We start from the raw sequence: 22302 nt of genomic DNA on the forward strand, positions 1-22302 counted from the left end.
ACCTAAAAATTACTGTTTCTCTCCGATATCTGACCAAACCGCAAATTCATTGCCGCTGGGCTCGGTAAAATGAAAGCGCCTTCCTCCGGGGAAAGAAAAAATAGGTTTGACCACCTTAGCACCGTACCGCTCGACTTTTTGTAACGTATCTTCCAGGTCAGAACTATAGAGTACTACCAACGCGGCACCATTCGCTGTTGAGCTGTGCATATCCGCCTGGAAAAAGCCACCGTCCAAACCTGCGCCGGAGAAAGCGGAGTACTCGGGGCCATAATCTGTAAATTCCCAGCCTAAAGCCTTTGTGAAAAAAGTCTTGGTCTTTGCCAGACTCTTAGATGGGAACTCTACATAATTAATTTTTTCATGATTATCCATACCAAGCTCTCCCGATATTTTAATTTAATTCTCCCCTAACCAACGACGGGTTTTTCCGGCGTCTCCACCACACGAAAACTGCCATTGGCCAGCGCGAGGGGTTGATCGTTATGCATAATAACTGCGCGATCCATCATCAGGTCAAAATCCAACATGGCGTAAAGAACAACTCCACGCCGCCCCTGGTAGATATTCGGCCGATAAACCAGTGCTGCCATGCGTACTCCCATAGGCGCATACGAGTAACTGGCTTCACATACCAGCTTGCCACCGGCAGTGATATAGCAGTTGGATTCTGACTCATAACTGACAACATAGGTGGAGAGATCAGGGAAATCTCCCACCTCGGAATAATGGCTGCCAGTCCACTCCAGGCTTAAACCTACGAGATTTTTGAATGCACACGACATAAAGGGGCGCCCCTGTAACCCAACAAGACAGAACCTAGTATGGTCCTTCTTTCTCCCAAAGGGGGTCATCAGCTTAAAAACAAATGGGGGCAATTAATTTTTTAAGGAGAGCGAAATAAAAAAGACCGCACCACCAGGGTGCGGCCATTCGCTTCTAGGGAAAAGCTATCAACTCAAAGAATCCTGGTGAAGCGACGACAGGGAATTCAAAACCCCAGCGCCAGGGCAACCAGAATATTTATTATTAATCAAAAATTGACATATATCATCGTGGCCAGGAAATTTTTACTACTTGGGAGGCGCTATCTTCAGCGTCCTCACCATCAGTCACTGTGAGGGTAATTTCGTAATTACCCGTTTGTGCGTAGCGATGTAACGCCCAACGACCGTTGCGCTGCACTCCATCCCCAAAATCCCAGTGGTATTGCAGTTTATTATCACCACTGTATTGGCTGCGATCTTCTACCCATACCCAACGGAAAAAGCGATGCAGTTTAAAGTTAGCCTGCAATGAAATCGCATCATCCATCACTTCAACAATCTGTTCTTGTGTGGATACCGCACCGCGATCGTCTTTTACCTGCAAACGTACCAAGTAATTACCCGGCACATCGAAAGTGTGGCTGGGATTTTGCTCGCTACTGGTTAAACCGTCGCCAAAATCCCAGGACCAGCTCAACAGCTCACCATCTGCATCACTGCTGTTATCGATAAAATTAATCAACAACCCTTCAGACTCCCAGCTGAATTCTGCCGTGGGCGCTAGGTTATCTGCACTCAGATCCAGCTCAACAATTAAGGGATCGTGATCGGATGCACGGAAGGGGCCTGTAGAGTAGAGGTTTTCCTGCTGCTCTAGGCTCTTGTGTTCAAGGTTGTAATCCAGCACTCGCGGTTCATCGGCATTGATATGCCAGTCCACAGCAGCAGTAACCAACGGAGCCAGTGAAGGGCTGGCCAGCGCATGATCCAGGTAGCCAGACTGGCCGTCATAGACATAGGAATAAGCCTGTCCCGCTCCGTACCATTCCAGCAGGTCGGTATAACCCGCCCCTTCAAGAGCCGTAATTGGATTTTCCATGGCGTAGCTGTTGAGGTCGCCCAGCACTAAAACACGGTCAATTCCAGTTCCGGTGGGGTCATTCTCAACCCAACTCACCAGGGCATCGGCAGCCTGAGTACGCAGAGCATTCCAGCAGCCCTGACCATCCCCCTGATCACTGTTCAGGCTGCCATCATTTGGACAACTTCCCTTGGATTTAAAGTGGTTCACCACCACGGCGAGACGCTCACCGGAGGAGAGTTCGGCAAATGCCTGCAACAGCGGCTGGCGGTTGCCGTCATCAAAAGGATAATCCTGCAGAGTAACGGCACTGCCAATCGGCATAACGCGGTCGCTGCGGTAAATCATGCCCACGGCGATTTCATCACTGCCCAGCTGCGTGAGGTCCGGCTGCACAAACTGGTAGCTGTGCCCTGATGCTGCAGCATTGAGCCCATTGACCAGATCCTGGATGGCACTATCGACACCGTAGCCGTCGTTTTCCAGTTCCATCAAGCCGACAATATCGGCTTCCATGCGCAGGATTGCAGAAATAATTTTCTCTCTTTGGCGCTCAAACTCTTCCAAAGTATCGGCACCGCGCGAAGTGGGAAAGCCACCTCCGTTACCGTCACCATTGAAGTAATTCAGCACGTTAAAGCTGGAAACGCGCAGGCTGCCATCACCCGGTAAGATGGGCGCTTCATCGCGTAGATTGACCGGGGTAAATTGGGGGACTTCCACAGGGTGAACACGGTAGGCACCAAAGCCGTACCCCATCACTCCGGTAAGCCCCTCCAGAGTATCGCCACTGCGCAAGGTGTTAGAAGCGCTGAGACCCGAGGCCGGATAAGGCATTGTCTCGGGATTTTGCACTGTGGAACCATCGTCCAGAATAATCTGGTTGAGTGCGTTGGCTTCCACTTGAGCCGCCGCTGCGGCGCCCGGCATATTATTGTGGGTGGGGATATACAGGCGGCCGTTGGACAGGATCACTTCGCCATAGCGGCCCAGGTTGTAATGACCGTTAACGGTGAGGCTCTGTGGGAATTCAACCAACATCCCTTCGAGCTGCTCCTGCTCTTCTACTGAGCCAAACGGCATCTGTACATTAGCCGCCGTTACCTGATAACCGCTTCCGCAAACGCTGACACCATCAATCTGATTCAACTCAGTGAAATCAAAAAACTCATCGACGATACCCCCCACGCGCACCAGGTCGCCAACTTGCACACTCACACCGAAGGCATTGTCGTGTACAAACAGTCCTTCTGAAGTCGCATCCACGCCATCCTGATCGCTGTCCTCTTCCTGTAGGAAGAAACCAGCCAGGCCGGTATTGGGATCTTGGAAATTGCCGACAACCACCGCCTCAATTTCGTGGCGCTCGCCTTCAAGCGCACTCGCGGTGCCGCTGCCCTGAATCTGGCTGATTAAGGTTGACGCATCGCCACAGGCCCCCAGCTCAATACCGCCATTACCGTCACCATCTCCATTGCCACCATCGGCGCCGTGCCAGCCCAGGTGATCAAAATTATTCAATCCCTCACTGGACCACTCCAGAGCGGGATCGAAGGTGCTGTTGCCATCGGAGCGGCCTGTCTGCACATCCAGATTGCGTACCAGTGTTTGGTTTTGTGTGCCGAGGCTGCTATTGCCCCACTGGCTGCCGGGGTCAGTACCAATTTGGCCGATCACATCAACAAAACCATTGGGACCTACAAGTGCTACTACATCGTCACCATTAAACAGGCCACTGGTATAAATCTGGTCGGCCTGATCCAGCAACACTGTATCGGCACTGCCGTGGGCCAGAACAAATACCGCACCGCCCTGCAAAGTGCCACTCAAAGCAATGTTCGCAGAGGCGCTATCGGAACCATTGAAAAAAAGCTGGATGGCGTAATCACTCAGATCAATCGTAGTTTCACCGCCATTAAAAATTTCCAGCGCTTTATTGTTACCACTGCCCTCAATGTACTCCGAGATAATGAGGTCGCTGGCTTGGACCTCTGCAGCCATCAGTGGAAGACCCAGGGCTGCCAGAGCAGCCAAGCCAAATTGTTTCATCGTCGTTATTCCCAGTTGCCTGATACGGATTAAGCGGCGCACAGAGTGGCGGGGAATTCCTAAATTTCGATGAAACAAATGTTAAATTTCGGTTTCAATGTGTGGTGATTGGAAAGGGTTGGCATTTGCCGGCAACCTAAAACCGTGTGTCCGCGATCAAGCGAAGGGTTAACGGGTTCACAGGAGGTTGAAGAAATGCCACAGCGTAGGGAGATACTCTACAATCATTTATATAAGCACTTATATAAATTCAACACTATGAAATACAGCCAGTTGGGTACTCGCCTCAGGCATTTAATCGAATTACTGGACGGCGATGTCGCAGATAGTTACCGCACCTGCGGTATTAAAAACTACAAGCCGCGTTATACACCGGTGATGCGAGCCCTTATCCACAAGAGCCCGGTCACCATCAATGAAATAGCGGCCAGTGCCGCAATCTCCCAGCCGGCGGTCAGCCAGACGGTCAGAGATATGGTCCAGCAGGGATTATTAGAAATCCTCACCGGGGAGGATGCACGCCAGCGCAAGGTCCGCCTCAGCCGTAAAGGCCACCGCTTACTACCAAAGCTTGAAGTCCACTGGCAAGCCACCGTTGAAGCGGAACGTTCATTAAATCGGCAACTGTCTACACCTCTAACAGCACTCGTCGAAGAGGCGATTGCCGCTCTGCAGGAACACCCCTATCTCGATCGCATTCAGCAGTGCATTACCAAGGAGAATAAAAAGCCATGAAACTGATTGCCGCCTTCAGCCTGGTCCTGTGCCACACCATCTCTTCAGCGACTTACGCAAGCGATGAGGATTGCCAGTTTAATCCCACCGTAGTTATCCAATCCGCCGCCAGCGCTATTGCAGAAACTTATGTACTCGCAGACAAAGCCCAGAGCGTTTCCCTGGCGTTGTCTGAGATGGCCAGTAGCCCTGAAGCTTTGCGCCTTTGTCGGGATTCCGAAAGTTTTGCCAAGCTAATTACCGAGAAAATCCGAACACTGTCCGGAGACAAACATTTCTATTTGGAGCCGGTAAGCCCTAATGCAGATTCCAACAACTGGATAGCACAGTGGCGAGCCGAGGCGCCCAAGAACAACTATGGTGTAAAGAAACTAGAGTTATTGCCCGGTAATATTGCCTACTTCAAACTCTCTTCATTCCATACTTTTGAAAATGCCCGGCAAAGCCTGGCCGCGGCATTTACCCTGTTGCAACACAGTGACGGTCTGATATTGGACCTGCGCAATAATGGCGGTGGTGATAGTGATACCGCCACTGCCATCCTCGAATCCTTTGTGGACCCCACTAACCCCCTGCCATATGTCATTGAAACCAGAGAGAAGCAACATTCCCCTGAACGCATCAAAGAACTTCCTTGGCCAGCCTATGGCACCCAGAGACCCATGGTAGTACTGATCAATGGGCGCTCCTTCTCCGCATCAGAAAGCATCGCCTTCTCGCTGCAACAACTGGGTAGAGCCACTATTATCGGTAGTGCCAGCGCCGGCGGAGCCCATATGATGGATGCGCCTCAGACCCTGCCATTTAACTTTGAAATTGGAATTCCCTCTAGTCGCCCGGTTTCGACTTTATCTAAGGAGCTGGTTAACTGGGAGGGTCAGGGGGTGAGGCCGAATATTGAAAGCAGCGAGCAAGAAATTTTACAGGTGGCGTTAAAGGTTCTTAAAAAATAAACTGCGTTTTAAAGCACACCCAAACTTTAAAGCAATGGAAATGTAGAACTCAACAATGCGTACCTCTTTACAACCTATAACCCAGAATAACTATGAGGCGGTCTGCGATCTGGATGTCGCCGAAGCGCAGCAAGAATACGTTGCCTGCAATATGTGGTCACTGGTGGAGGCACAGTTCAATTCAGGGTATGAAACCCGTGCGATTTATACGGGAGAAAAGCCCGTTGGTTTTCTTATGTGGGTGAAAGAGAGCCGTGAAAAAATTTCCATTTGGAGATTTATGGTTGACCAGAATCAGCAGGGGAAGGGGATAGGTAGGGCTGCGCTTCAGCTAGCCCTGCAAGAAATCCGGCAAACACCCAATATCGAGCAAATAGAAATCTGCTACAACCCCAAAAATCCGGTGGCTAAAGACTTTTATTCCAGTTTTGGTTTTACTGAAGTGGGCATGGATAAGGACAACGAAGATATGCTTGCCATTATCAACCTCACCAACAAAACTCCTGAAGAGGCTGATGCTATCTAAACGGGCAGGCGGGCTTAGTGCCACTCCAAACCGGTAAATCGAGATCTTCTTTATTGTCTGATGGCGCCCCTGTGCGACTCTTAAAAGAACCTTCCTCTATGGTCAGGCGCATCAGGGCCGTACCCTTGCGCTCCTGAGGGTTTGGAGCGCGCACCTGGCTCCAGCGGCCGGGCTCGATATCTTCGATAATAGATTTGAAAACCGCATCAAACTCCTCTGGGTCCTGTACCCGCGTACCGCGGCAAAACAAAACTGCCGAGCGATAGTTGGCACTGTGATGAAAGGCGGATTTAGCCAGGACCCATTCGTCATAGTGAGCAAAGGAAATACACACCTGCTGCCCCGAATCCAGTAATTTCTGCAGGCGGCTTTTATTGAGCACATGAAAATACAAAAAGTTCCCATGGCGCCATACCGTCATGGGAATAACAATCACTTCACCATCCTGGATAAAACCAATATGCCCCAGCTTCAGTTCATCGACCAAACGATAAATATCCTCGCGGCGATAACTGGCCCTCTTGGCAGCACGGCGCACCCGGCTTTTCGCAGTTACCGGCAATTCACTCTTTGCGGAATCTAAAACTACCATTCTTAAAAACTCCCACAACGATTTATCAACAACAGATATCGCCAATATAGGGAGTTGCTGGTACTCTGATTAGATCCAGTTTTAATCAGTTAATGGTGCCAGTTTGAGCAGCCCCGATTTTGCCGACTTAACCCTGGACCCCAGGCAACCGTTACAAAGCCAGTTATACCGCAGCCTGGTGGAGTGGATTTGCAGCGGCCGTCTCGCAGCAGGGAGCAAGCTCCCCTCCTCTCGTAGACTATCCTCCACCCTGAATATCAGCCGCAATACGGTCACACTGGTGTTAGAGCAGCTCAAAGCAGAGGGCTTTGTTACCAGCCGTGTCGGACAGGGCGTTTTTGTATCTAGCGCCCTACCCGCTTACGTACAGAAACCACAGCACCAGGCATGGCATTCCCAAGGCTCCGATAGTACAGCTCCCTTACCAGGGCTCTCAGCCCTTGGCCAAAAGCTGCAGACTGCAACGGCATTTAAAACCGACAGCGGTGTATCTCTACCTTTTTCACCGGGTATACCGGATCTCAATGCCTTTCCTTTAGCTATTTGGTCCAGACTCTACAGGCGCCACAAAGATAGGTTTCCACTGCTTGGCTATGGGCACAGCCAGGGCCATCCACCCTTACGCCAGGCACTGGCAGAATACCTGCGCAGCTGCCGCGGAGTGCTCTGTGATGAAAGCCAGATCATCATAACCAATGGCGCCCAGGAAGCCTTGAGCCTGTGCGCACAAGTGCTACTAAGCCCCGGCGATACCGCCATCATGGAAAACCCTGGCTACCGCCGCGCCCGCTGGGTGCTTCAAGCCTGCGGCGCCAAGTTGGCATTGGCCGGATTGCAAAGCGGCTATTTAGACGTGGATGCACTGATCAAAAGCCAACTGCACGGCAAAGTCCTCTACACCACGCCAACCCATCAGTACCCCATGGGCGGAGTCATGCCTGCCAGTGAACGGCTAAAGCTGTTGGACTGGGCCAGCAAGACGCGATGCTGGATTTTAGAGGATGACTACGACAGCGAATTTTCCTTTAAGCACAAACCTGTCGCCGCTCTCCAGGGAATGGCAGAGCATACCCCGGTTATCTATATGGGCAGCTTCAGTAAAAGCCTGCAGCCCGGCCTGCGCTTAGGTTACATGATCGTTCCCAAACCCTTTGTACAGGCATTTGCTCGGGCAAAGGAAATACTCTCCGGCCACTCCCCCCTACTTGCCCAGGCGGTTGTTGCCGACTTTATTGACGAGGGACACTTCGTACGACACCTGCGCAAAATGCGCATCAACTATCGGGAAAAATGGCTGCATTTTTGCGACTTGGCACGAGATAAACTTGAACCCCAGGCGCAACTCATCGCAAGTAGTGCCGGAATGCACTTGGTACTCGCCACGCCCGGCAGGAATGACCTAGAACTGTCAAAGCAATTAGCCCAGCACCGCTTCGGTAGCACGCCACTTTCTTTTTTCTACCCCGATAAATCATTGAACCATGGCCTGGTATTAGGGTTTGCCAATACCAGTAAACAACAACGAGAGGACTGTATAGATCTTCTGCAGAGTTTTTTAACACACTCATTCAGCTAGCAAACTTTCAATATCATTATTATTGGCAACAGCATTTCTATGCCATGGTCAGTAGAAAATATTGTTAGTGTATTTCTTATATACACTCACCCCGCATATGCCTGGCCAGCCCTAGCCTGAAGTTATCCACGCTTTCCTATTGCCGATAAAGACAACAACTTGGATGGAAACAAGCTGAAATAGCGAACTTTTTTTGGCACAAGGATTGATCTATGGGGGTCGAATTCAACTAGGCTGGGTTTATGCACAATTCCAGTCAAACTTTAGATACTAGCCAAACAAAAGCGGCAACCTCGCAAACTGCATGGCTAGCCATGATAAGCCTTTTTTTAGGCGCCGCTTGTATCCAACTGGTCATTATGCGCTACCTGAATGGCGAGATGGCTCCGCAGGCCTTTGCAGCCGTATTAGAGCAGCTTATTCGAACGGAAGAAGTCCCCGCAGCTCTTAAATCTTTAGCCATATTTTTCACCCCGCACATCACTAGCCTGACTTACTCACTGCATTTTGTCATTCTACTTGCCGGGGTACTCTTAATATTGCGGGTATTAATGACCCTAGGCGCCCTACTCATGTTTGTGAGCTTCATAGTATTATGGGGCTTTACTTATATGGGCGAAAATAGCTGGTTCTTTGAGTTTTTATCACCGGCTTTATATGCATTAGTCTTGGCGGTAAGCAGCTGTAGCTTCACCTCAAACATTCAGAAACCATCCGATCAAGCCTCATCTCATCCAACGCCCTATCACCAGCGTCTATTGGGCAGTATTCTGGCACCCGATATAAGCTTTTTGTCCTGGTGCCTCTGGGTGATTGTGGCATCTAGCGTGTTGTTTGCGATATTTTTGATGTCGCGCAACGGCGGCAATCACATACTTCTAGCCAGCCTTTTATCCAGTATCACCATTGCCGCCCTAGCAATACTTTCAAAATTTTTAGACCGATATCGCATAGTCTTACAGACAGAACAATCCAATCTGCTGGTAGGGCGTTGGATTAACCTGTTCACCATCACCATAGGTGTTATGTTGATTTTCCAGGTTTATGAAGACAGCTTACTGAACTGGTTTACCGTAGAGGGCTATAGAGGGCTGGTGAACTCCTATGTAGAATACGGAAACACCCCGCTATGGTTTCGCAACGCATTAGCCTGGGTTGCAGAGCATGCCAATATTTTTATGCCCATTCAAAGGGTTTTCGAAGTCTCTGCCGCAATCTGTATGGTCATATTAGTTTTTCGGTTCCCTATTGTTCTATTAACTACCGGACTATTCGCCATTCTCTCCTTTACCGAATTTGGAGTAACCAATGTTTGGCCCCCAGCCCCTGGCAAGCCCCCGGCCTGGGTGTTTGAGCTACTACTCACAACTTTAGTGAGCTTAACCTGTGGCCTTTATTATCTTTTTGATGCCTTAAAATGCAAATCCTGGCGTTACTGGCTGCTTGGTTACAAGGTGTTTGAATCCATATCCAGTCTGGATAAACGTTTATTATTTATTCTATTTTTCATCCTGGAGATAATTGTATTTTCAGTGAGCCCATCCAGCAAAGAAAACGATATAATAGCATTGCACTTGGCAGCACTCGCACTGATTCCTTTATTTTATATATTGACATTATTAGATGTGCATAGAAAAGATAGCAAATATCATTAATTTTTAAGCAGCCCAACTCTACCCCACTTATCATCTCGAAAACAATGCTCAATAAAAATCATAAATCCCCCAGCATCTAACAAATTATTTTGCGCCGCTTTTAAATCAAAATTTTTTCTTTATAAAAAACCGACAGACACATAAGATACCATTTCGCATTTTTAGATTTATTTCTCACAGAAAAAATTGCTAATGGCATGTAAGCCTGAAATCTATTTATTTAAGCACGCTTACACATAAAATTCTCAACTTTAAGTGTAGATAGGATAGAGTCTGATTTACCAGCAAGAAATCTTTTTTTTTGGGGGGGGGGGGGGGGGGGGGGGGGGATTTTTCTTCAGAAAAAAGGCGAGCTGAACTCGAAAAAATTCAGGTTAGGCAAGGGTATAAAGTGGATGGTATTAGTTGATGGCGAAGGAACTCCATTGAGTGGCGTCATTACTTCGGCCACACCAGCAGAAGTAAATTTATAACAACCACTACCGAGTGTTATCTAAAAAAATAACGTCTGGAGCATGACAAAGCCGCAAATTCAGACCAGTTAAGCTACAGTTTACCCCGTTGTGGGATTTACCTGACTTTTCCTCATCTTAGGAATAAAATGGAACCTTCGAAACAAGATGGCAGAAAGCTTAGAAGGTATGTGTGACATTGGAAGCGTTCAGCAAGCTTTTACATGGCTAGGAAATTGCCGTCGTTTAGCCGTCAGGTGGGATCGCTATTTATCTTCTTAAAGGGCTTTCTCCATATTACCTATATGTTAGATACATTAAAGAAATTCTGAAATATATTTTCATAATTATGAAATAAAAATGCGCCCATAATGTGGGCGCATTAAGTTTCTACACTAAATCTTAATTTGTAGTATAACTCCAAACTTTGGATGCATCATCTCCACATTCTACCTTACCGAGAAGCATCGTATCTGTTCTGGATGGATTAGTCTGTGGAATCAAGCAAGTCCCTGTCGATCTATTTTTTATCTGAAAATAGCTACCACCATCAGACAAGGTATATGGGCCAATGAAATCCCAGGTAGTGGAGCTCTCTATATTATTACTTAGACCCAAACTGTTATGCCCAAAGCCTTGATTCAAATCTTGTATATAAGAATCCGCAATGCGATCCCAAATTAAGTATCCACCCTCATGTTTCGTTACAGCTATGGATCCATAAGCGCAACTACCCACTCTAAATGCATCAACTTCACCACTTAGATCATCTCTATAACGAGATAAGCATAAATTCTCTCCTCCCGTTATTCCTGAAGGATGAATGCCTATAAGCTCACCATCGGCTTTACTAGGTAAATCGACAGTCTCTAAAGCGAAGAACTCTGTCTCAGATGGAACCAATCCGCAGTTAACAGCAACTAAGCTAGAACTATCGCTATTATAGTCAAGACACTTTTCAGTATATTTATTTTGCAAACGGAAAATACCATTGGTATCCAAATCCATCATATACCATGTGGCTACATCACCAAGCCCGCTTACAAATCTTATTCCATCTTCTTTATCCTTTAAATTTCTACCATTACGTGTTATCCGGTACCCGTCGTTGTATTTTGCCAGCTCATAGAGAAAAGCATTGTCATCACAACCTACTACACCTGATGTTCCAAAGCATACATCTGCTTCTGCATGTCGGATACGAACGAAGGCCTCTTCATCGGGAATATTTACACCGTCAACCTCCCAGATGGAGCCATCTTCGCAATTGCCTGCAGCAAGAGATCCAGCTTCATTTACAATCAGGCACCTTCCCGTATTCGCATTTTTAAATTCAAAGTATGGATTAAACCAGCTTGGAGGCTCTGAAAAAAGTTCCCATACTGAATCTGCTCCCAAACCACTGCGTATAACAAAACCTTCTGCATCCTCGCCTTTATCTTTAAAATTGCGATTATCACTGAGCCTGGTTATTTTATATCCATCACCATAAGGCAATAGAATAAAATGATTAGCCTCTATATCACAATATTTATCAACTTTTCCATCTAAATTGACACATGTATCAGTTGGCATATGTCTAAGCCTTACGCCAGCGAAACTCTTTACTGCATACGCATTAAAAAATTCAAATGAATCCTCAGCAATTTGGAATTTTGCTTCCGGCATATCGAAATTGTAACGATCCCATTGATCTGCAACATGCACAAGATCTCTGAAAATCATGTTACGCTCAGCTTCGCTGGAAAATAAACTGATATTATTAAGACTATCTAGATAAATATCACGATTTTCATTACATACAGAATCATTTGAATAATTACGGAAATCATTTAACCATTCATCTCTAAATAAACCATTGCTACAAGCAGTTACAAGAGACCGTCTATAGTCATTCAATTTCGTATTTGTAAAATCAAGAGTAGCTGATGCCATGCCAGGTACAGCACCTTCAGAAATTTTAATACCGACCTTACTCAACAAAGCATTGTGATCAGTACTTTCATTAGCCGTGATAATTTTATCATATACTTGATAGGTATCAAATCCTGCCCTACAGTCACTCTCGTCACCGTCTGGTATGTTTAAATAATCTTCTACATCTTCTTGCAGCATCTCAATCGAGTACAATATATCCTGAGAGATCATCTCCGTCGGTTCAATATTATTCCAGGTTGGATACTCTTCTCGATTGTAACAATAACGATTGTATTCTTGCCTATGAAGCAATTCTAACTGGATAAGAGAAACATATGTAGGGACGAGCTCATTAATCAGTTCACGATAAGATTCAGGAGTTGTGGCACCGATGTCCACTTTATTAAGCTCGTTTTCCAGATATCCAGACCAAGTGATTGAAAGGGCTTTTAATTTTTCAGCTAACTCTACATGCTTTTCGTATCTTTTGAAAATTGCTATTTCAGTTTTTGCATCTTCGAAAATAGATTCTAATGTTTGTTGTGCGTCAGTGGTAACATTAAGTTCTAATGATTGGAGACGTGAATTTAACTGTTCTAAACAGCCCACAATTTCCGGATCAGCTCCAGGTCTTTCTTGAAATGTCCGCCCTTCTGCAGCCTTAAAAGCAAAAGGAAATACCGCAGATAATGCTGATAAAGGAGAAGCATCCAAAACTTCCTCCATTAGCATACCTGCCATAACGAGCCCTACACCCGCCCCATCGTATCCCACAGTTGATGTGGCCTCTCTGGTGGCATAATCGTAACATGCGCCAGATAATTCGGTCGCATTTACCGACTGGTTTGAAATTGCTATGGCTATAGCCGCAATCAGCCCGGCTCCCTTTAAAGGTTTCATAACTCGTTGACCCTATATTTTTCTAAAGGAGAAATCAGGATAATCTGATATTTTTAGAAACGTAAGTTCCAGTTTTGAAAAAAATATAGGTCCAGTATCAAATAAAAATCTATCAAGATTACTGTTAATAAATTAGTTACAGATGATACTTTTTGGCAGGAAAAAGATGGTAAGCACTCACTCAAGCCTTTAAGTGACAAACATGGCAGATTAACAATCTGCTTGAGGATAAATGATATCCTATAAAATTAATTTTATTCTTTGAATTTTATCAATGATGAGCATACCTGATTTTAATGATTTATTAATAGACAAGAGAAAACCGATCAAAGAACAACTTTATTATGCTTTGCTCGAGCGAATTGTAAATGGCCGCCTGGAGACAGGTTCAAAACTTCCATCTTCAAGAAAAATATCTGAATATTTATGTATCAGCCGTAGCACTGTTATTCGAGTAATTGATCTATTAAAAAAAGAAGGTTTTTTAACTAGCAAACCATGTAGCGGAGTATTTATTACCGATAAGCTCCCTACTTATGCTTTTGATATTCCATATAAATTTCGAGCTGAAAAATTCAAAAAAAACACCAACTACTTGCCAAGCCTGTCAAACTATGGTGAGTCACAAAATGTATTAGCAATAAATAATTCGCCTTGGCCAGAAACATTGCCTTTTTCACCAGGGTTGCCAGATCTAAAAGCATTCCCAAACCGGGCATGGAATGAGTTATACCGAAAGAATATAGGAAAAATCTCAATTGATCATTTCAGTTGCTCAAGTGGCTATTTACCACTAAGGGAGCAAATATCCAAATATTTATGTAGTTATCGAGATTTAAATTGCACACCAAATCAAGTCATCATTACCAGTGGTGCTCTTGAGTCATTGAATTTGTGCAGCAGGGTCTTATTAGATCCTGGTGATACTGTACTAATGGAAAATCCAGGCTATAAGAGAGCAAGACATTTATTTGATGCAATGAATGCAAACATAGAGTTAGTAGCATTAAAGAAAAAGTATATAGATATCGAAGATCTATCAAAGAAAAATATGAATGTAAAGCTCCTCTATATTTCTCCGAATCATCAATATCCATTAGGAGGAGTTATCCCCATTAAAGAAAGATATACTTTATTAAATTGGATAACAAAGTCTAATTGCTGGGTGATAGAAAATGATTATCAATCTGAATTTTTGTTCAACAGAAAGAGTAGGGATACCTTGCAAGGCTTAAAAGAAAATACCCCTATAATCTATGCTGGTGGATTTAGTAGAACTCTAATGCCTGCTTTACGCTTAAGTTATATTGTTGTCCCCAAGGAGGTAGCATCAACCTTTGTAAACGCAAAAGCACACATATCTGGTCCGTCTCCTTCCATATATCAAGCAGTATTATCTGGTTTCATAAAAGAAGGGCACTATATAAAACATTTACGAGAGATGCGTAATTCTTATTTTGAAAAATGTAATCACTTTTGCAACATTATTAGTAGAGAACTAATAACCTCGGTAAATATTATTTCCAGCAACTCACCAATGGATATTGTAATTCAACTTAAACACCATGATGATGTTGAGATCTCAGAAAAATTATCTAAATATGGATTTGGAAGCACGCCTATTTCCCCGTATTATTATTCAGGAAATAAAAAATCTGGCTTAATAATCAATTGCGCTAACTCGACAAAATCCGAGAGAGAACGCTTTATATCTTGCATAAAGAATATTTTTAAAAATTAATTTTACGCAAAACCACTCGGTATAAATTGTTTTCACAAACAGATGCATTTAATTGTTAGCACTTACTCACTGTTCATTTCTCTATGCTACATTCTTTGTTATAAACACACTTTAAATTCACTTGTGATGCTGTATTAAATGTTTAATTGGCTTAAACCTCAATGAAATTAAAAAAATTTACTAATCTTATATTGTCTCAAAAATACCCTTTGCAAAAACAAATTTATAATTTCATTGTAAAGCTTATAGAAGATGGTGAACTGCTGCCAGGAAACAGGTTACCTTCCTCAAGAGTCTTGGCCAAATATCTGGACGTTAGTCGAAATACTATTATTCAAGTAGTAGAGAAATTGAAAAAGGAAGGTTTTTTAGTAAGCGAAGCTCAAAAAGGAATTTTCATAAATTCAAATATCACAATCTATAAGAAATCAAAGGAAGGCATTCAAAAAGTCAATGTAACTAATTGTAATGTTAAATCTCTTCCCGGTTTATCAAGTTTTGGTGAGTCAATGAAGAGATTGCCTTTGGTTAAATCACATTGGAGTAGTACGCTTCCTTTTTCACCAGGTTTGCCCGATCAAAATACTTTTCCTTACGATAAATGGCAGAAATTATATCAGATGCATCAAGGCAGGATCTCCGTAAGTGGATTTGGTGATCCAAGAGGTTATGCTCCTCTCAGAGAGAAAATTGCGGAATACTTGCGTATTTCTCGTGGTGTTCACTGTACAAAGGATCAAGTAATAATCACAAACGGGTGTATGGAAGCTGTAAATCTGTGTTCAAAGGTCATATTGAATCATGGAGATTCGGTGCTTATTGAAAATCCTGGGTATCCTCGTGCACATCAAGTATTCAGTGCGCTTGGCGCCAATATAAATTTGGTCGAACTAAAAAATGGATGTACAAATACTGATGATATAAAAAATTACAAATTATCAGGAAAAATTCTATACCTTTCTCCTACTCGCCAATATCCTACAGGATGTATAATGGAATATGAGAATAGGGTTAAGTTACTTGAATGGGCTACAAAGAACAACTGCTGGATTTTAGAGGATGATTATAACATTGAATTTTCAAAAAGAAATAATTTAGTAACCCCTCTACAAGGATTGATTAAAAATTCTCCAACACTTTATATGGGTAGTTTTGATAGAATTTTAATACCCAGTATACGATTAGCTTATCTGGTAGTTCCCGAGCCTGTGGTACCAGCTTTTATAAACATAAAAAATAATCTCCAAGGACCTTGCCCATTATTATATCAAGCAATCTTAGCTGATTTCATGAGTGAAGGGCATTTTATACGTTACATACGGAAAATGCGCTCTCTGTATACTGATAAGTTAAACCATTTATGTTGCCTCATTCACGAACATCTTACTCCTCAGGTTAAAATAATTTCAAAAGATTCAGTAATGTTTATTGTTTTGCTCACACCAGGTATGAATGATATAAAAATTGTAGAGGAACTTTCAAAGTATGGATTTGGCAGCACAGCACTTTCATTATGTTACTTTGGAAAAATAGAAAAGTCTGGTTTAATAATTGGTTGTGCAAACACAACAAAATTACAGCGTGTAGCCTTTACAAGGCGCCTAGAAAGAATAATCAACTCTAAAGACTTTAACTATTGAAGAATTTTTTATATGAACTTTTAATTTTTACCGAATAAGTAAACCTTCTTAAAAACGATTTAAACTTCTCATTCTTTGATGATGCTCGCGGAATTCAATTTGAGCTAGGTATATGTTGCATAAACTACTTCTGCTTGTAGTTTATGCAAAATTATCCTTATCAATATTCTTAATTTAAAACCATGACTTATTACTGAATGCGTAAGAATTATCTATAACGTTTATACCTATTTAATCTTACTTAATTTTATATATAAAACTTATTTGCTTTCAAATAAATTATAACTAAGAAAATAATACCAGTTTTAAAAAAAGTTTAGGGCCAGTTAAAATAATCATGATACCAGTTGCAAAAAAAACATGGTACCAGTTATAGAAATTTATCCTTTCAAATGTAGAATTCTTATAACACTAAAGGCCAATTGGCATGTGACGGACTAACCACAATCAAACTGTATGAAAAGTGATCTACCACAAGGCCTATAAAGTGATAATGAATCATCTACTACCGAAATATTTATCCACAATGAGAAAAGCATCTCAATTAACAAGCTCTATGAGTTTTATAAAAAATTAGAGAAATACTCTTATGGTTATTGGCTAGATTAGAGATCTCTAAAGTTTATTAATTAATGGTAGTGCATATTTTTAATACTGCTATAAATTAGCATTCGATTGGAGAGCTCCATAAATACTTATAACAGCAATATATATTATGAAAAAACAAAACGCTATATAAGGTTATGCATGAAATCTAAAATGGTAAATATCATAATTCATAGATAGCAATATAAATGAATCTATTCAAGGTTCCAAGTATATATAAGACTAATGATATTAAAAGAAATTGGTGCTAGTAGTGAGTGCTCCAGATTTTATTGATTTAAATATATCTCGCGATAAGCCACTTCAAGAGCAGTTATATAAAGCTCTTGTTGAACGAATAAAAAGCGGAAGATATCCAGCTGGTTCACAGCTACCCTCTTCACGTGCAATGTCTAAATCTATAGGTGTTAGTCGTAATACTATAATTCATGTTATAGAGCAGCTAAAAAAGGATGGCTTTCTGGTTAGTAAAGCATCTAAAGGGGTATTCGTATCTCCAATCTTTTCAGCTTGTATCGATAAAATAACTAATATCAGTAAGAACGCCAGCAAAACTGAATTATCACTTCCTAGCCTGTCGAACCAAGATAAATTAAGCGCGATAGAAAACACTTACTGGCCAGATTCTCACCCGTTTTCACCAGGGATGCCAGATGTAAAATCTTTTCCATATAAAAAATGGGGAAAGCTTTTTCATAGACATCAAGAAAATATAAAATTCAATGGGTATGGTGATATTAATGGATACCAACCATTAAGAGAATTGTTATCTGACTATTTAAATTCCACTAGAGGAACCTTTTGTACTCCTGACCAAATTATTATAACAAGCGGACGCCTAGAGTCTTTGGATTTGTGTGCAAGGTTAACTTTAGATGCGGGAGATACAGTACTCATGGAAAATCCAGGATGTACTAGAGCCAGATTTTTATTTAACACAATGCATGTAAATTTGAAACCTCTTGAGGTTAACCAGGGGGTTTTAAATGTAGATTATTTAATGAAAAATAAAATAAATGGAAAACTTCTTTGCTTAACACCAAACCAACAGTCCCCGTTAGGTGGAATTATTCCTTTTCAAGAAAGATTAGAAATACTCAATTGGGCTGAAAAAAATAAGTGTTGGATATTAGAGGGTGATTCTGACAATGAACTTTTCAACGAAGGTATACCCGTTGATTCAATTCAAGGCTTACATAGCAGCACTCCTGTAATTTATATAGGAGGGTTCAGTAGAGTTTTACTACCAAATCTGCGCTTGGGTTATTTAATATCTCCTAAGCCTCTAGTGCCTGCTTTCAAGAATGCAAAAATGCAGCTCTCAGGCCCTTGCCCTCTCACACATCAAGTTATATTGGCAGATTTTATACGCGAAGGTTACTTCACTCAACATGCACGTCAAATGAGGAAGAGTTATCAAGAAAAGTTGGATCATTTTTTTGGTCTAATGAGATGTGACCTATCTTCCAGTGTAAATATCATTTCCAAACGTTCTGCTTTAAATTTTACATTAAATATTCCTGGACATAATGATGTAAAGATTTCTGAAAATTTATTTAAAAAAGGCTTTGGTAGCGCTCCAATTTCTCCTTATTATTATTGTGATAACTCAAAAGAAAATGGTCTAGTTTTAGGATGCGCCAATACAAATTCATGTGACCGTATAAGATTTATTAGCACCCTTAAAGATCTACTAACTTAACTTCCTTTTCACTTATTGAGCCCAATTTATTACAAGGAAAATATCGTCACTATAAATGGCATTACTAACATTTATCAATGTACAAAATATAATCCAGAAAATTCTTAGGTTCTATGGTGAAAATTTTAGATCTTACAGATATATTTATAGATCGAAATCAACCTCTTCAAAAGCAGCTATATAAAGCTCTGCTGAATAAGATTGAATGTCAAGTATTTACGAGCGGGTCAAAACTGCCATCATCTAGGATAATGTCCGAGTCTTTAGGTGTAAGTCGCAATACTATTATTCAAGTTATTGAACAATTAAAAAGTGAAGGTTTTTTAGTTGCCCAGGCAGGTAAAGGGATATTTATATCTTCAAAAACGCCAAACAATATATCTGATAGATCATTCAGTTGTTCGAATAAGGGGCAGTTTTTTTTCTCAGAAAGCACTCACTCTTTACCTGACTTATCAAACTATGGTGAGTCTATAAGATCATCATCATATTCTTTGTCTCGATGGCCTGAATCGCTTCCATTTTCACCTGGTCTGCCTGATCTTGAGGCCTTCCCCCATAATAAATGGTGCAAATTATACCGTCAAAATTTAGATAGAATCACTATAAGTGGATATGGAGACTCACGAGGATATTTACCGCTTAGAAAAAGACTTTCAGAATATCTAAGAATATCTCGTGGCGTTCATTGTTCCGAGGAACATATCATTATCACGAATGGTGAATTGGAAGCTCTAGATATTTGCATCAGAGTCATATTGAATAAAGGTGATTTAGTATTGATTGAAAATCCTGGCTATAAGCGAGCTAGATTCTTATTTAAGTCTATGGACGTGAACTTACAAGAAATACAAATAGAAAACGGCACTTTTAATGTAGACAATTTAATTAAAAAAAATTTTGTAGCTAAACTTCTTTTTTGTTCACCAACTCATCAATATCCCTTGGGTGGTATTATGGAGCTTAAGGATCGAGTAAAATTGCTGAACTGGGCTGAAAAATCTAAGTGTTGGATTTTTGAAGACGATTATGAGAGTGAATTTTATTCTCAAAAAAAGCCAGTCGCTGCCTTACAGGGGTTAAGGAAGGATGCTCCAGTCCTCTATTGTGGAAGTTTTAGCAAAACTCTTATGCCGAGTCTAAATTTAGGTTATCTCGTAGTGCCTGAGCCTGTAGCACCAGCTTTTATAGAAGCAAAAGGCCAAATTTCTGGGCCATCTACATTGCTTTACCAAGCGATATTGGCCGATTTTATTGGCGAAGGACATTTTGTACGCCATATAAGAAGAATGCGTAATATTTATCAGGAAAAATGGGTTCATTTTTGCACACTTATTCAGAGTCGATTAAAATCACAGGCACAACTAATTTCTCCCGGTACACCAATGAATCTTGTAATTGCAACCCCTGGGCACGACGATATAAAACTGTCAAAAGATTTAGCTAACCATGGCTTTGGTAGCACCCCACTATCAACTTGCTACTTTGGAAAAATAAAAAGAAGCGGACTAATTTTAGGTTGCGCTAATACAACAACGTCACAACGTGAAGAATTCATATCCTATCTAGAAAGATACTTAATTAAAAAATGAAATATCTTAAGATTTAATTTCAATTATAAGTTTATCAAATCAGGAATGCTCCTGACATTTTTTGTAAGAAGTATTATTTTTTTCAAAATTAATTTTGCCCCAATTCCCCCCCAAAAAAAGAAGTGCCCCCCGGGAAGGGATTGCGAAAAGTGACTACCAGAGCATTCAACCAGTTCTTGAAGACGCTCCCACTGAGCAGGAGAGAGACCCTTTAATGCATTAGTCCCAAGTACCCTCTTAATAAGCACTCTATTTCTAATAAACGCCCAGTTAGAGGTATTCAGTAATACGTTTTCCGCATCAGATATCGAATCACCATGAATAACTACAGGAAAAGGATAATCGTCGTAATTGAAAGTGTTCGCGGACTTAAGGCTCCATTCTAAGTCTTCTACAAATTGGCCATTCTTATACATCAGGCCCGTGCCAATCAATCCCACAGGGGTGGCCCCCAGGATCCTCTGCCGATAAATATCTTTTGGGAGAATAGTGTGGCCGTTATAGGTACTTTGATCTTCCAGTGCCTGAAAAAACCAGGGGTATAAGCTCTCCCGGTTTGCCAGCCCTTCTGGTGTCATAGCGATATTTTCAGCATTTGCTTTTGGTAAGAAGCCCGGAACAGCGGGATCTCCCGACATGGCAACAAACAACACTATTGAGAAGCTCTTACCAATCGCCTCCTTCCCAAGAGCTCCTGCAATCTTGCATCCCATACTCCAGCCACAGACGATCACCTCTTGCTGCAAGCTATTCTCAGAGACAATCTTGTCAATTACTTCCGCGACCTGCTTACCCCAATCTGCGATGGTGAAATTGGGATAATATCCATCAAAGGCCTTATTGGCGATGGGGAAGGATATCGCGAGAAAAGGGTGACCTGAACGATGTACCCAATAACTGATAAAGTCTTCTTCCCTGGCCTCAGGGCAGCCATAAAAGATACGTGCCAAGTGAGAGTTACCCGGCACAAATACCATTAGAGGTTTGGATTTATCTGCAGCCATATAGCGATAAAGAACGGGGAATCCTGCTGCAGTGCTCATTACCTCCCCTTCTTGCAACCTGCCAGATTCGGTGTTCCCCATGCCGTTTACCACATCTGAATTATCCTAGTCAGCAGACTTATTCGCTTAAGGGCACCTCTATTTAAGAGATCAAAAAACACCCCAAACTCTTCAGCTCTTGCTCTTACCTTTTCCCCAAACTTCCTCAAGCCGCTGATCCCGCCCGCAGCGAAAGCGGTAGTATTTATAGCGTAGGGGATTGCGCTGATAATAATCCTGGTGGTAAGCCTCTGCCGGATAGAAAGTAGCGGCAGGCTTTATCTGGGTGACAACTTTCTTACCCAGCTCGGCCTCTACTTTCTTCTTACTCTCTTCGGCCAGCTTTTTCTCTTCTTCATTACCGTAAAAGATCTCAGCACGGTACTGATCGCCCCGGTCACAAAACTGGCCACCGGCATCAAAGGGGTCCACGTTGTGCCAAAAAATATTGAGTAACTCGGAATAACTCACTTTGTTTGCATCATATTTAACTTGCACCACCTCGGCATGGCCAGTGCCACCAGCAGAGACCTGATCATAGGAAGGGTTCTTTACATGACCACCGCTGTAACCTGAGGTGGTTTCCAGCACGCCATTCACTTTGTCATACGGCGGTTCCATACACCAGAAACAGCCTCCAGCAAAAATAGCGGTTCGTATATCAGGAGAATCCTGGGCATATCCGAGGGTGGCTGCCAGAAGAATAAACAGAGTAAAAATACCGCGCATAACGAATTCCTATGGAATGTTCTATTGATGGTTACTCTTCTGTCGA

The 22302-nt window shown here is 42.5% G+C and carries 16 protein-coding genes; 9 read left to right on the forward strand and 7 right to left on the reverse strand.

Annotation, left to right across the window (positions count from 1 at the left end):
* Nucleotides 1-9: 9 nt before the first annotated feature.
* From ACJJH9_RS15350 to ACJJH9_RS15360, 3 genes are all read right to left on the reverse strand, one after another.
* Nucleotides 10-375: a VOC family protein gene (locus ACJJH9_RS15350; RefSeq protein ID WP_444923283.1), complete on the reverse strand. Its 366-nt coding sequence runs from the start codon at nucleotides 373-375 to the stop codon at nucleotides 10-12.
* Nucleotides 376-410: 35 nt separating this feature from the next.
* Nucleotides 411-785 carry a hypothetical protein gene (locus ACJJH9_RS15355; RefSeq protein ID WP_444923284.1) on the reverse strand — a complete coding sequence of 125 codons (375 nt, stop codon included), beginning with the start codon at nucleotides 783-785 and terminating at the stop codon, nucleotides 411-413.
* Nucleotides 786-1050: 265 nt separating this feature from the next.
* Nucleotides 1051-3897, reverse strand: coding sequence for an ExeM/NucH family extracellular endonuclease (locus tag ACJJH9_RS15360; RefSeq protein WP_444923285.1), 2847 nt, complete (start codon nucleotides 3895-3897; stop codon nucleotides 1051-1053).
* Nucleotides 3898-4092: 195 nt separating this feature from the next.
* Here ACJJH9_RS15360 and ACJJH9_RS15365 point away from each other — a divergent pair, with 195 nt between their 5' ends.
* From ACJJH9_RS15365 to ACJJH9_RS15375, 3 genes are read left to right on the forward strand one after another with little or no spacing between them, the layout of a single operon-like run.
* Nucleotides 4093-4632 carry a MarR family winged helix-turn-helix transcriptional regulator gene (locus ACJJH9_RS15365; RefSeq protein ID WP_444923286.1) on the forward strand — a complete coding sequence of 180 codons (540 nt, stop codon included), beginning with the start codon at nucleotides 4093-4095 and terminating at the stop codon, nucleotides 4630-4632.
* A complete protein-coding gene (locus ACJJH9_RS15370; RefSeq protein WP_444923287.1) occupies nucleotides 4629-5585 on the forward strand; it encodes a S41 family peptidase in 957 nt (318 codons plus the stop codon). The genes ACJJH9_RS15365 and ACJJH9_RS15370 overlap by 4 nt, the downstream gene beginning before the upstream one ends.
* Nucleotides 5586-5640: 55 nt before the next feature.
* A complete protein-coding gene (locus ACJJH9_RS15375; RefSeq protein ID WP_444903037.1) occupies nucleotides 5641-6111 on the forward strand; it encodes a GNAT family N-acetyltransferase in 471 nt (156 codons plus the stop codon).
* Here ACJJH9_RS15375 and ACJJH9_RS15380 read toward each other — a convergent pair.
* The gene (locus tag ACJJH9_RS15380) at nucleotides 6104-6703 is read right to left on the reverse strand and encodes a pyridoxamine 5'-phosphate oxidase family protein (protein ID WP_444923288.1); all 600 of its coding nucleotides are present in this window, start codon (nucleotides 6701-6703) and stop codon (nucleotides 6104-6106) included. The two genes, ACJJH9_RS15375 and ACJJH9_RS15380, sit on opposite strands and share 8 nt — an antisense overlap.
* A gap of 103 nt (nucleotides 6704-6806) precedes the next feature.
* On the opposite strand from ACJJH9_RS15380, the gene pdxR (ACJJH9_RS15385) reads away from it, so the two are divergent.
* Both pdxR (ACJJH9_RS15385) and ACJJH9_RS15390 read left to right on the forward strand, forming a co-directional pair.
* On the forward strand, nucleotides 6807-8279 hold the full coding sequence (pdxR, locus tag ACJJH9_RS15385; protein ID WP_444923289.1) for a MocR-like pyridoxine biosynthesis transcription factor PdxR: 1473 nt from the start codon (nucleotides 6807-6809) through the stop codon (nucleotides 8277-8279).
* 314 nt (nucleotides 8280-8593) lie between these two features.
* Complete coding sequence (locus ACJJH9_RS15390; RefSeq protein WP_444923290.1) at nucleotides 8594-9934, forward strand: hypothetical protein; 1341 nt, start codon at nucleotides 8594-8596, stop codon at nucleotides 9932-9934.
* A gap of 854 nt (nucleotides 9935-10788) precedes the next feature.
* On the opposite strand, the gene ACJJH9_RS15395 is transcribed toward ACJJH9_RS15390, so the two are convergent.
* Entirely contained in the window at nucleotides 10789-13203 is a 2415-nt protein-coding gene (locus ACJJH9_RS15395) for a ricin-type beta-trefoil lectin domain protein (RefSeq protein WP_444923291.1), read from the reverse strand.
* Nucleotides 13204-13477: 274 nt separating this feature from the next.
* Between ACJJH9_RS15395 and pdxR (ACJJH9_RS15400) the strand changes: the two genes are divergently transcribed.
* From pdxR (ACJJH9_RS15400) to pdxR (ACJJH9_RS15415), 4 genes are all read left to right on the forward strand, one after another.
* Entirely contained in the window at nucleotides 13478-14944 is a 1467-nt protein-coding gene (gene pdxR / locus ACJJH9_RS15400) for a MocR-like pyridoxine biosynthesis transcription factor PdxR (protein WP_444923292.1), read from the forward strand.
* Between the two features lie 161 nt (nucleotides 14945-15105).
* Nucleotides 15106-16584, forward strand: coding sequence for a MocR-like pyridoxine biosynthesis transcription factor PdxR (pdxR, locus tag ACJJH9_RS15405; RefSeq protein ID WP_444923293.1), 1479 nt, complete (start codon nucleotides 15106-15108; stop codon nucleotides 16582-16584).
* Nucleotides 16585-17443: 859 nt separating this feature from the next.
* Entirely contained in the window at nucleotides 17444-18892 is a 1449-nt protein-coding gene (gene pdxR / locus ACJJH9_RS15410) for a MocR-like pyridoxine biosynthesis transcription factor PdxR (RefSeq protein ID WP_444923294.1), read from the forward strand.
* Between the two features lie 116 nt (nucleotides 18893-19008).
* Nucleotides 19009-20484 (forward strand): MocR-like pyridoxine biosynthesis transcription factor PdxR, encoded by a 1476-nt coding sequence (gene pdxR, locus ACJJH9_RS15415; RefSeq protein ID WP_444923295.1) that lies wholly within the window; start codon nucleotides 19009-19011, stop codon nucleotides 20482-20484.
* 23 nt (nucleotides 20485-20507) lie between these two features.
* Here pdxR (ACJJH9_RS15415) and ACJJH9_RS15420 read toward each other — a convergent pair whose 3' ends face one another.
* Together ACJJH9_RS15420 and msrA are read right to left on the reverse strand one after the other, a co-directional pair.
* On the reverse strand, nucleotides 20508-21527 hold the full coding sequence (locus tag ACJJH9_RS15420) for an alpha/beta fold hydrolase (RefSeq protein ID WP_444923296.1): 1020 nt from the start codon (nucleotides 21525-21527) through the stop codon (nucleotides 20508-20510).
* A gap of 132 nt (nucleotides 21528-21659) precedes the next feature.
* The gene (gene msrA / locus ACJJH9_RS15425; protein WP_444887072.1) at nucleotides 21660-22256 is read right to left on the reverse strand and encodes a peptide-methionine (S)-S-oxide reductase MsrA; all 597 of its coding nucleotides are present in this window, start codon (nucleotides 22254-22256) and stop codon (nucleotides 21660-21662) included.
* Nucleotides 22257-22302 lie beyond the last annotated feature (46 nt).

It is taken from the genome of Microbulbifer mixtoriginis (SeqCode), assembly GCF_052466715.1.

Coding starts and splice junctions, on each gene's coding strand:
- ACJJH9_RS15350 (WP_444923283.1), bottom strand. CDS start 375: ATGGATAATCATGAAAAAATTAATTATGTAGAGTTCCCATCTAAGAGT.
- ACJJH9_RS15355 (WP_444923284.1), bottom strand. CDS start 785: ATGTCGTGTGCATTCAAAAATCTCGTAGGTTTAAGCCTGGAGTGGACT.
- ACJJH9_RS15360 (WP_444923285.1), bottom strand. CDS start 3,897: ATGAAACAATTTGGCTTGGCTGCTCTGGCAGCCCTGGGTCTTCCACTG.
- ACJJH9_RS15365 (WP_444923286.1), top strand. CDS start 4,093: ATGCCACAGCGTAGGGAGATACTCTACAATCATTTATATAAGCACTTA.
- ACJJH9_RS15370 (WP_444923287.1), top strand. CDS start 4,629: ATGAAACTGATTGCCGCCTTCAGCCTGGTCCTGTGCCACACCATCTCT.
- ACJJH9_RS15375 (WP_444903037.1), top strand. CDS start 5,641: ATGCGTACCTCTTTACAACCTATAACCCAGAATAACTATGAGGCGGTC.
- ACJJH9_RS15380 (WP_444923288.1), bottom strand. CDS start 6,703: ATGGTAGTTTTAGATTCCGCAAAGAGTGAATTGCCGGTAACTGCGAAA.
- ACJJH9_RS15390 (WP_444923290.1), top strand. CDS start 8,594: ATGATAAGCCTTTTTTTAGGCGCCGCTTGTATCCAACTGGTCATTATG.
- ACJJH9_RS15395 (WP_444923291.1), bottom strand. CDS start 13,203: ATGAAACCTTTAAAGGGAGCCGGGCTGATTGCGGCTATAGCCATAGCA.
- pdxR (WP_444923292.1), top strand. CDS start 13,478: ATGATGAGCATACCTGATTTTAATGATTTATTAATAGACAAGAGAAAA.
- pdxR (WP_444923293.1), top strand. CDS start 15,106: ATGAAATTAAAAAAATTTACTAATCTTATATTGTCTCAAAAATACCCT.
- ACJJH9_RS15420 (WP_444923296.1), bottom strand. CDS start 21,527: ATGAGCACTGCAGCAGGATTCCCCGTTCTTTATCGCTATATGGCTGCA.
- msrA (WP_444887072.1), bottom strand. CDS start 22,256: ATGCGCGGTATTTTTACTCTGTTTATTCTTCTGGCAGCCACCCTCGGA.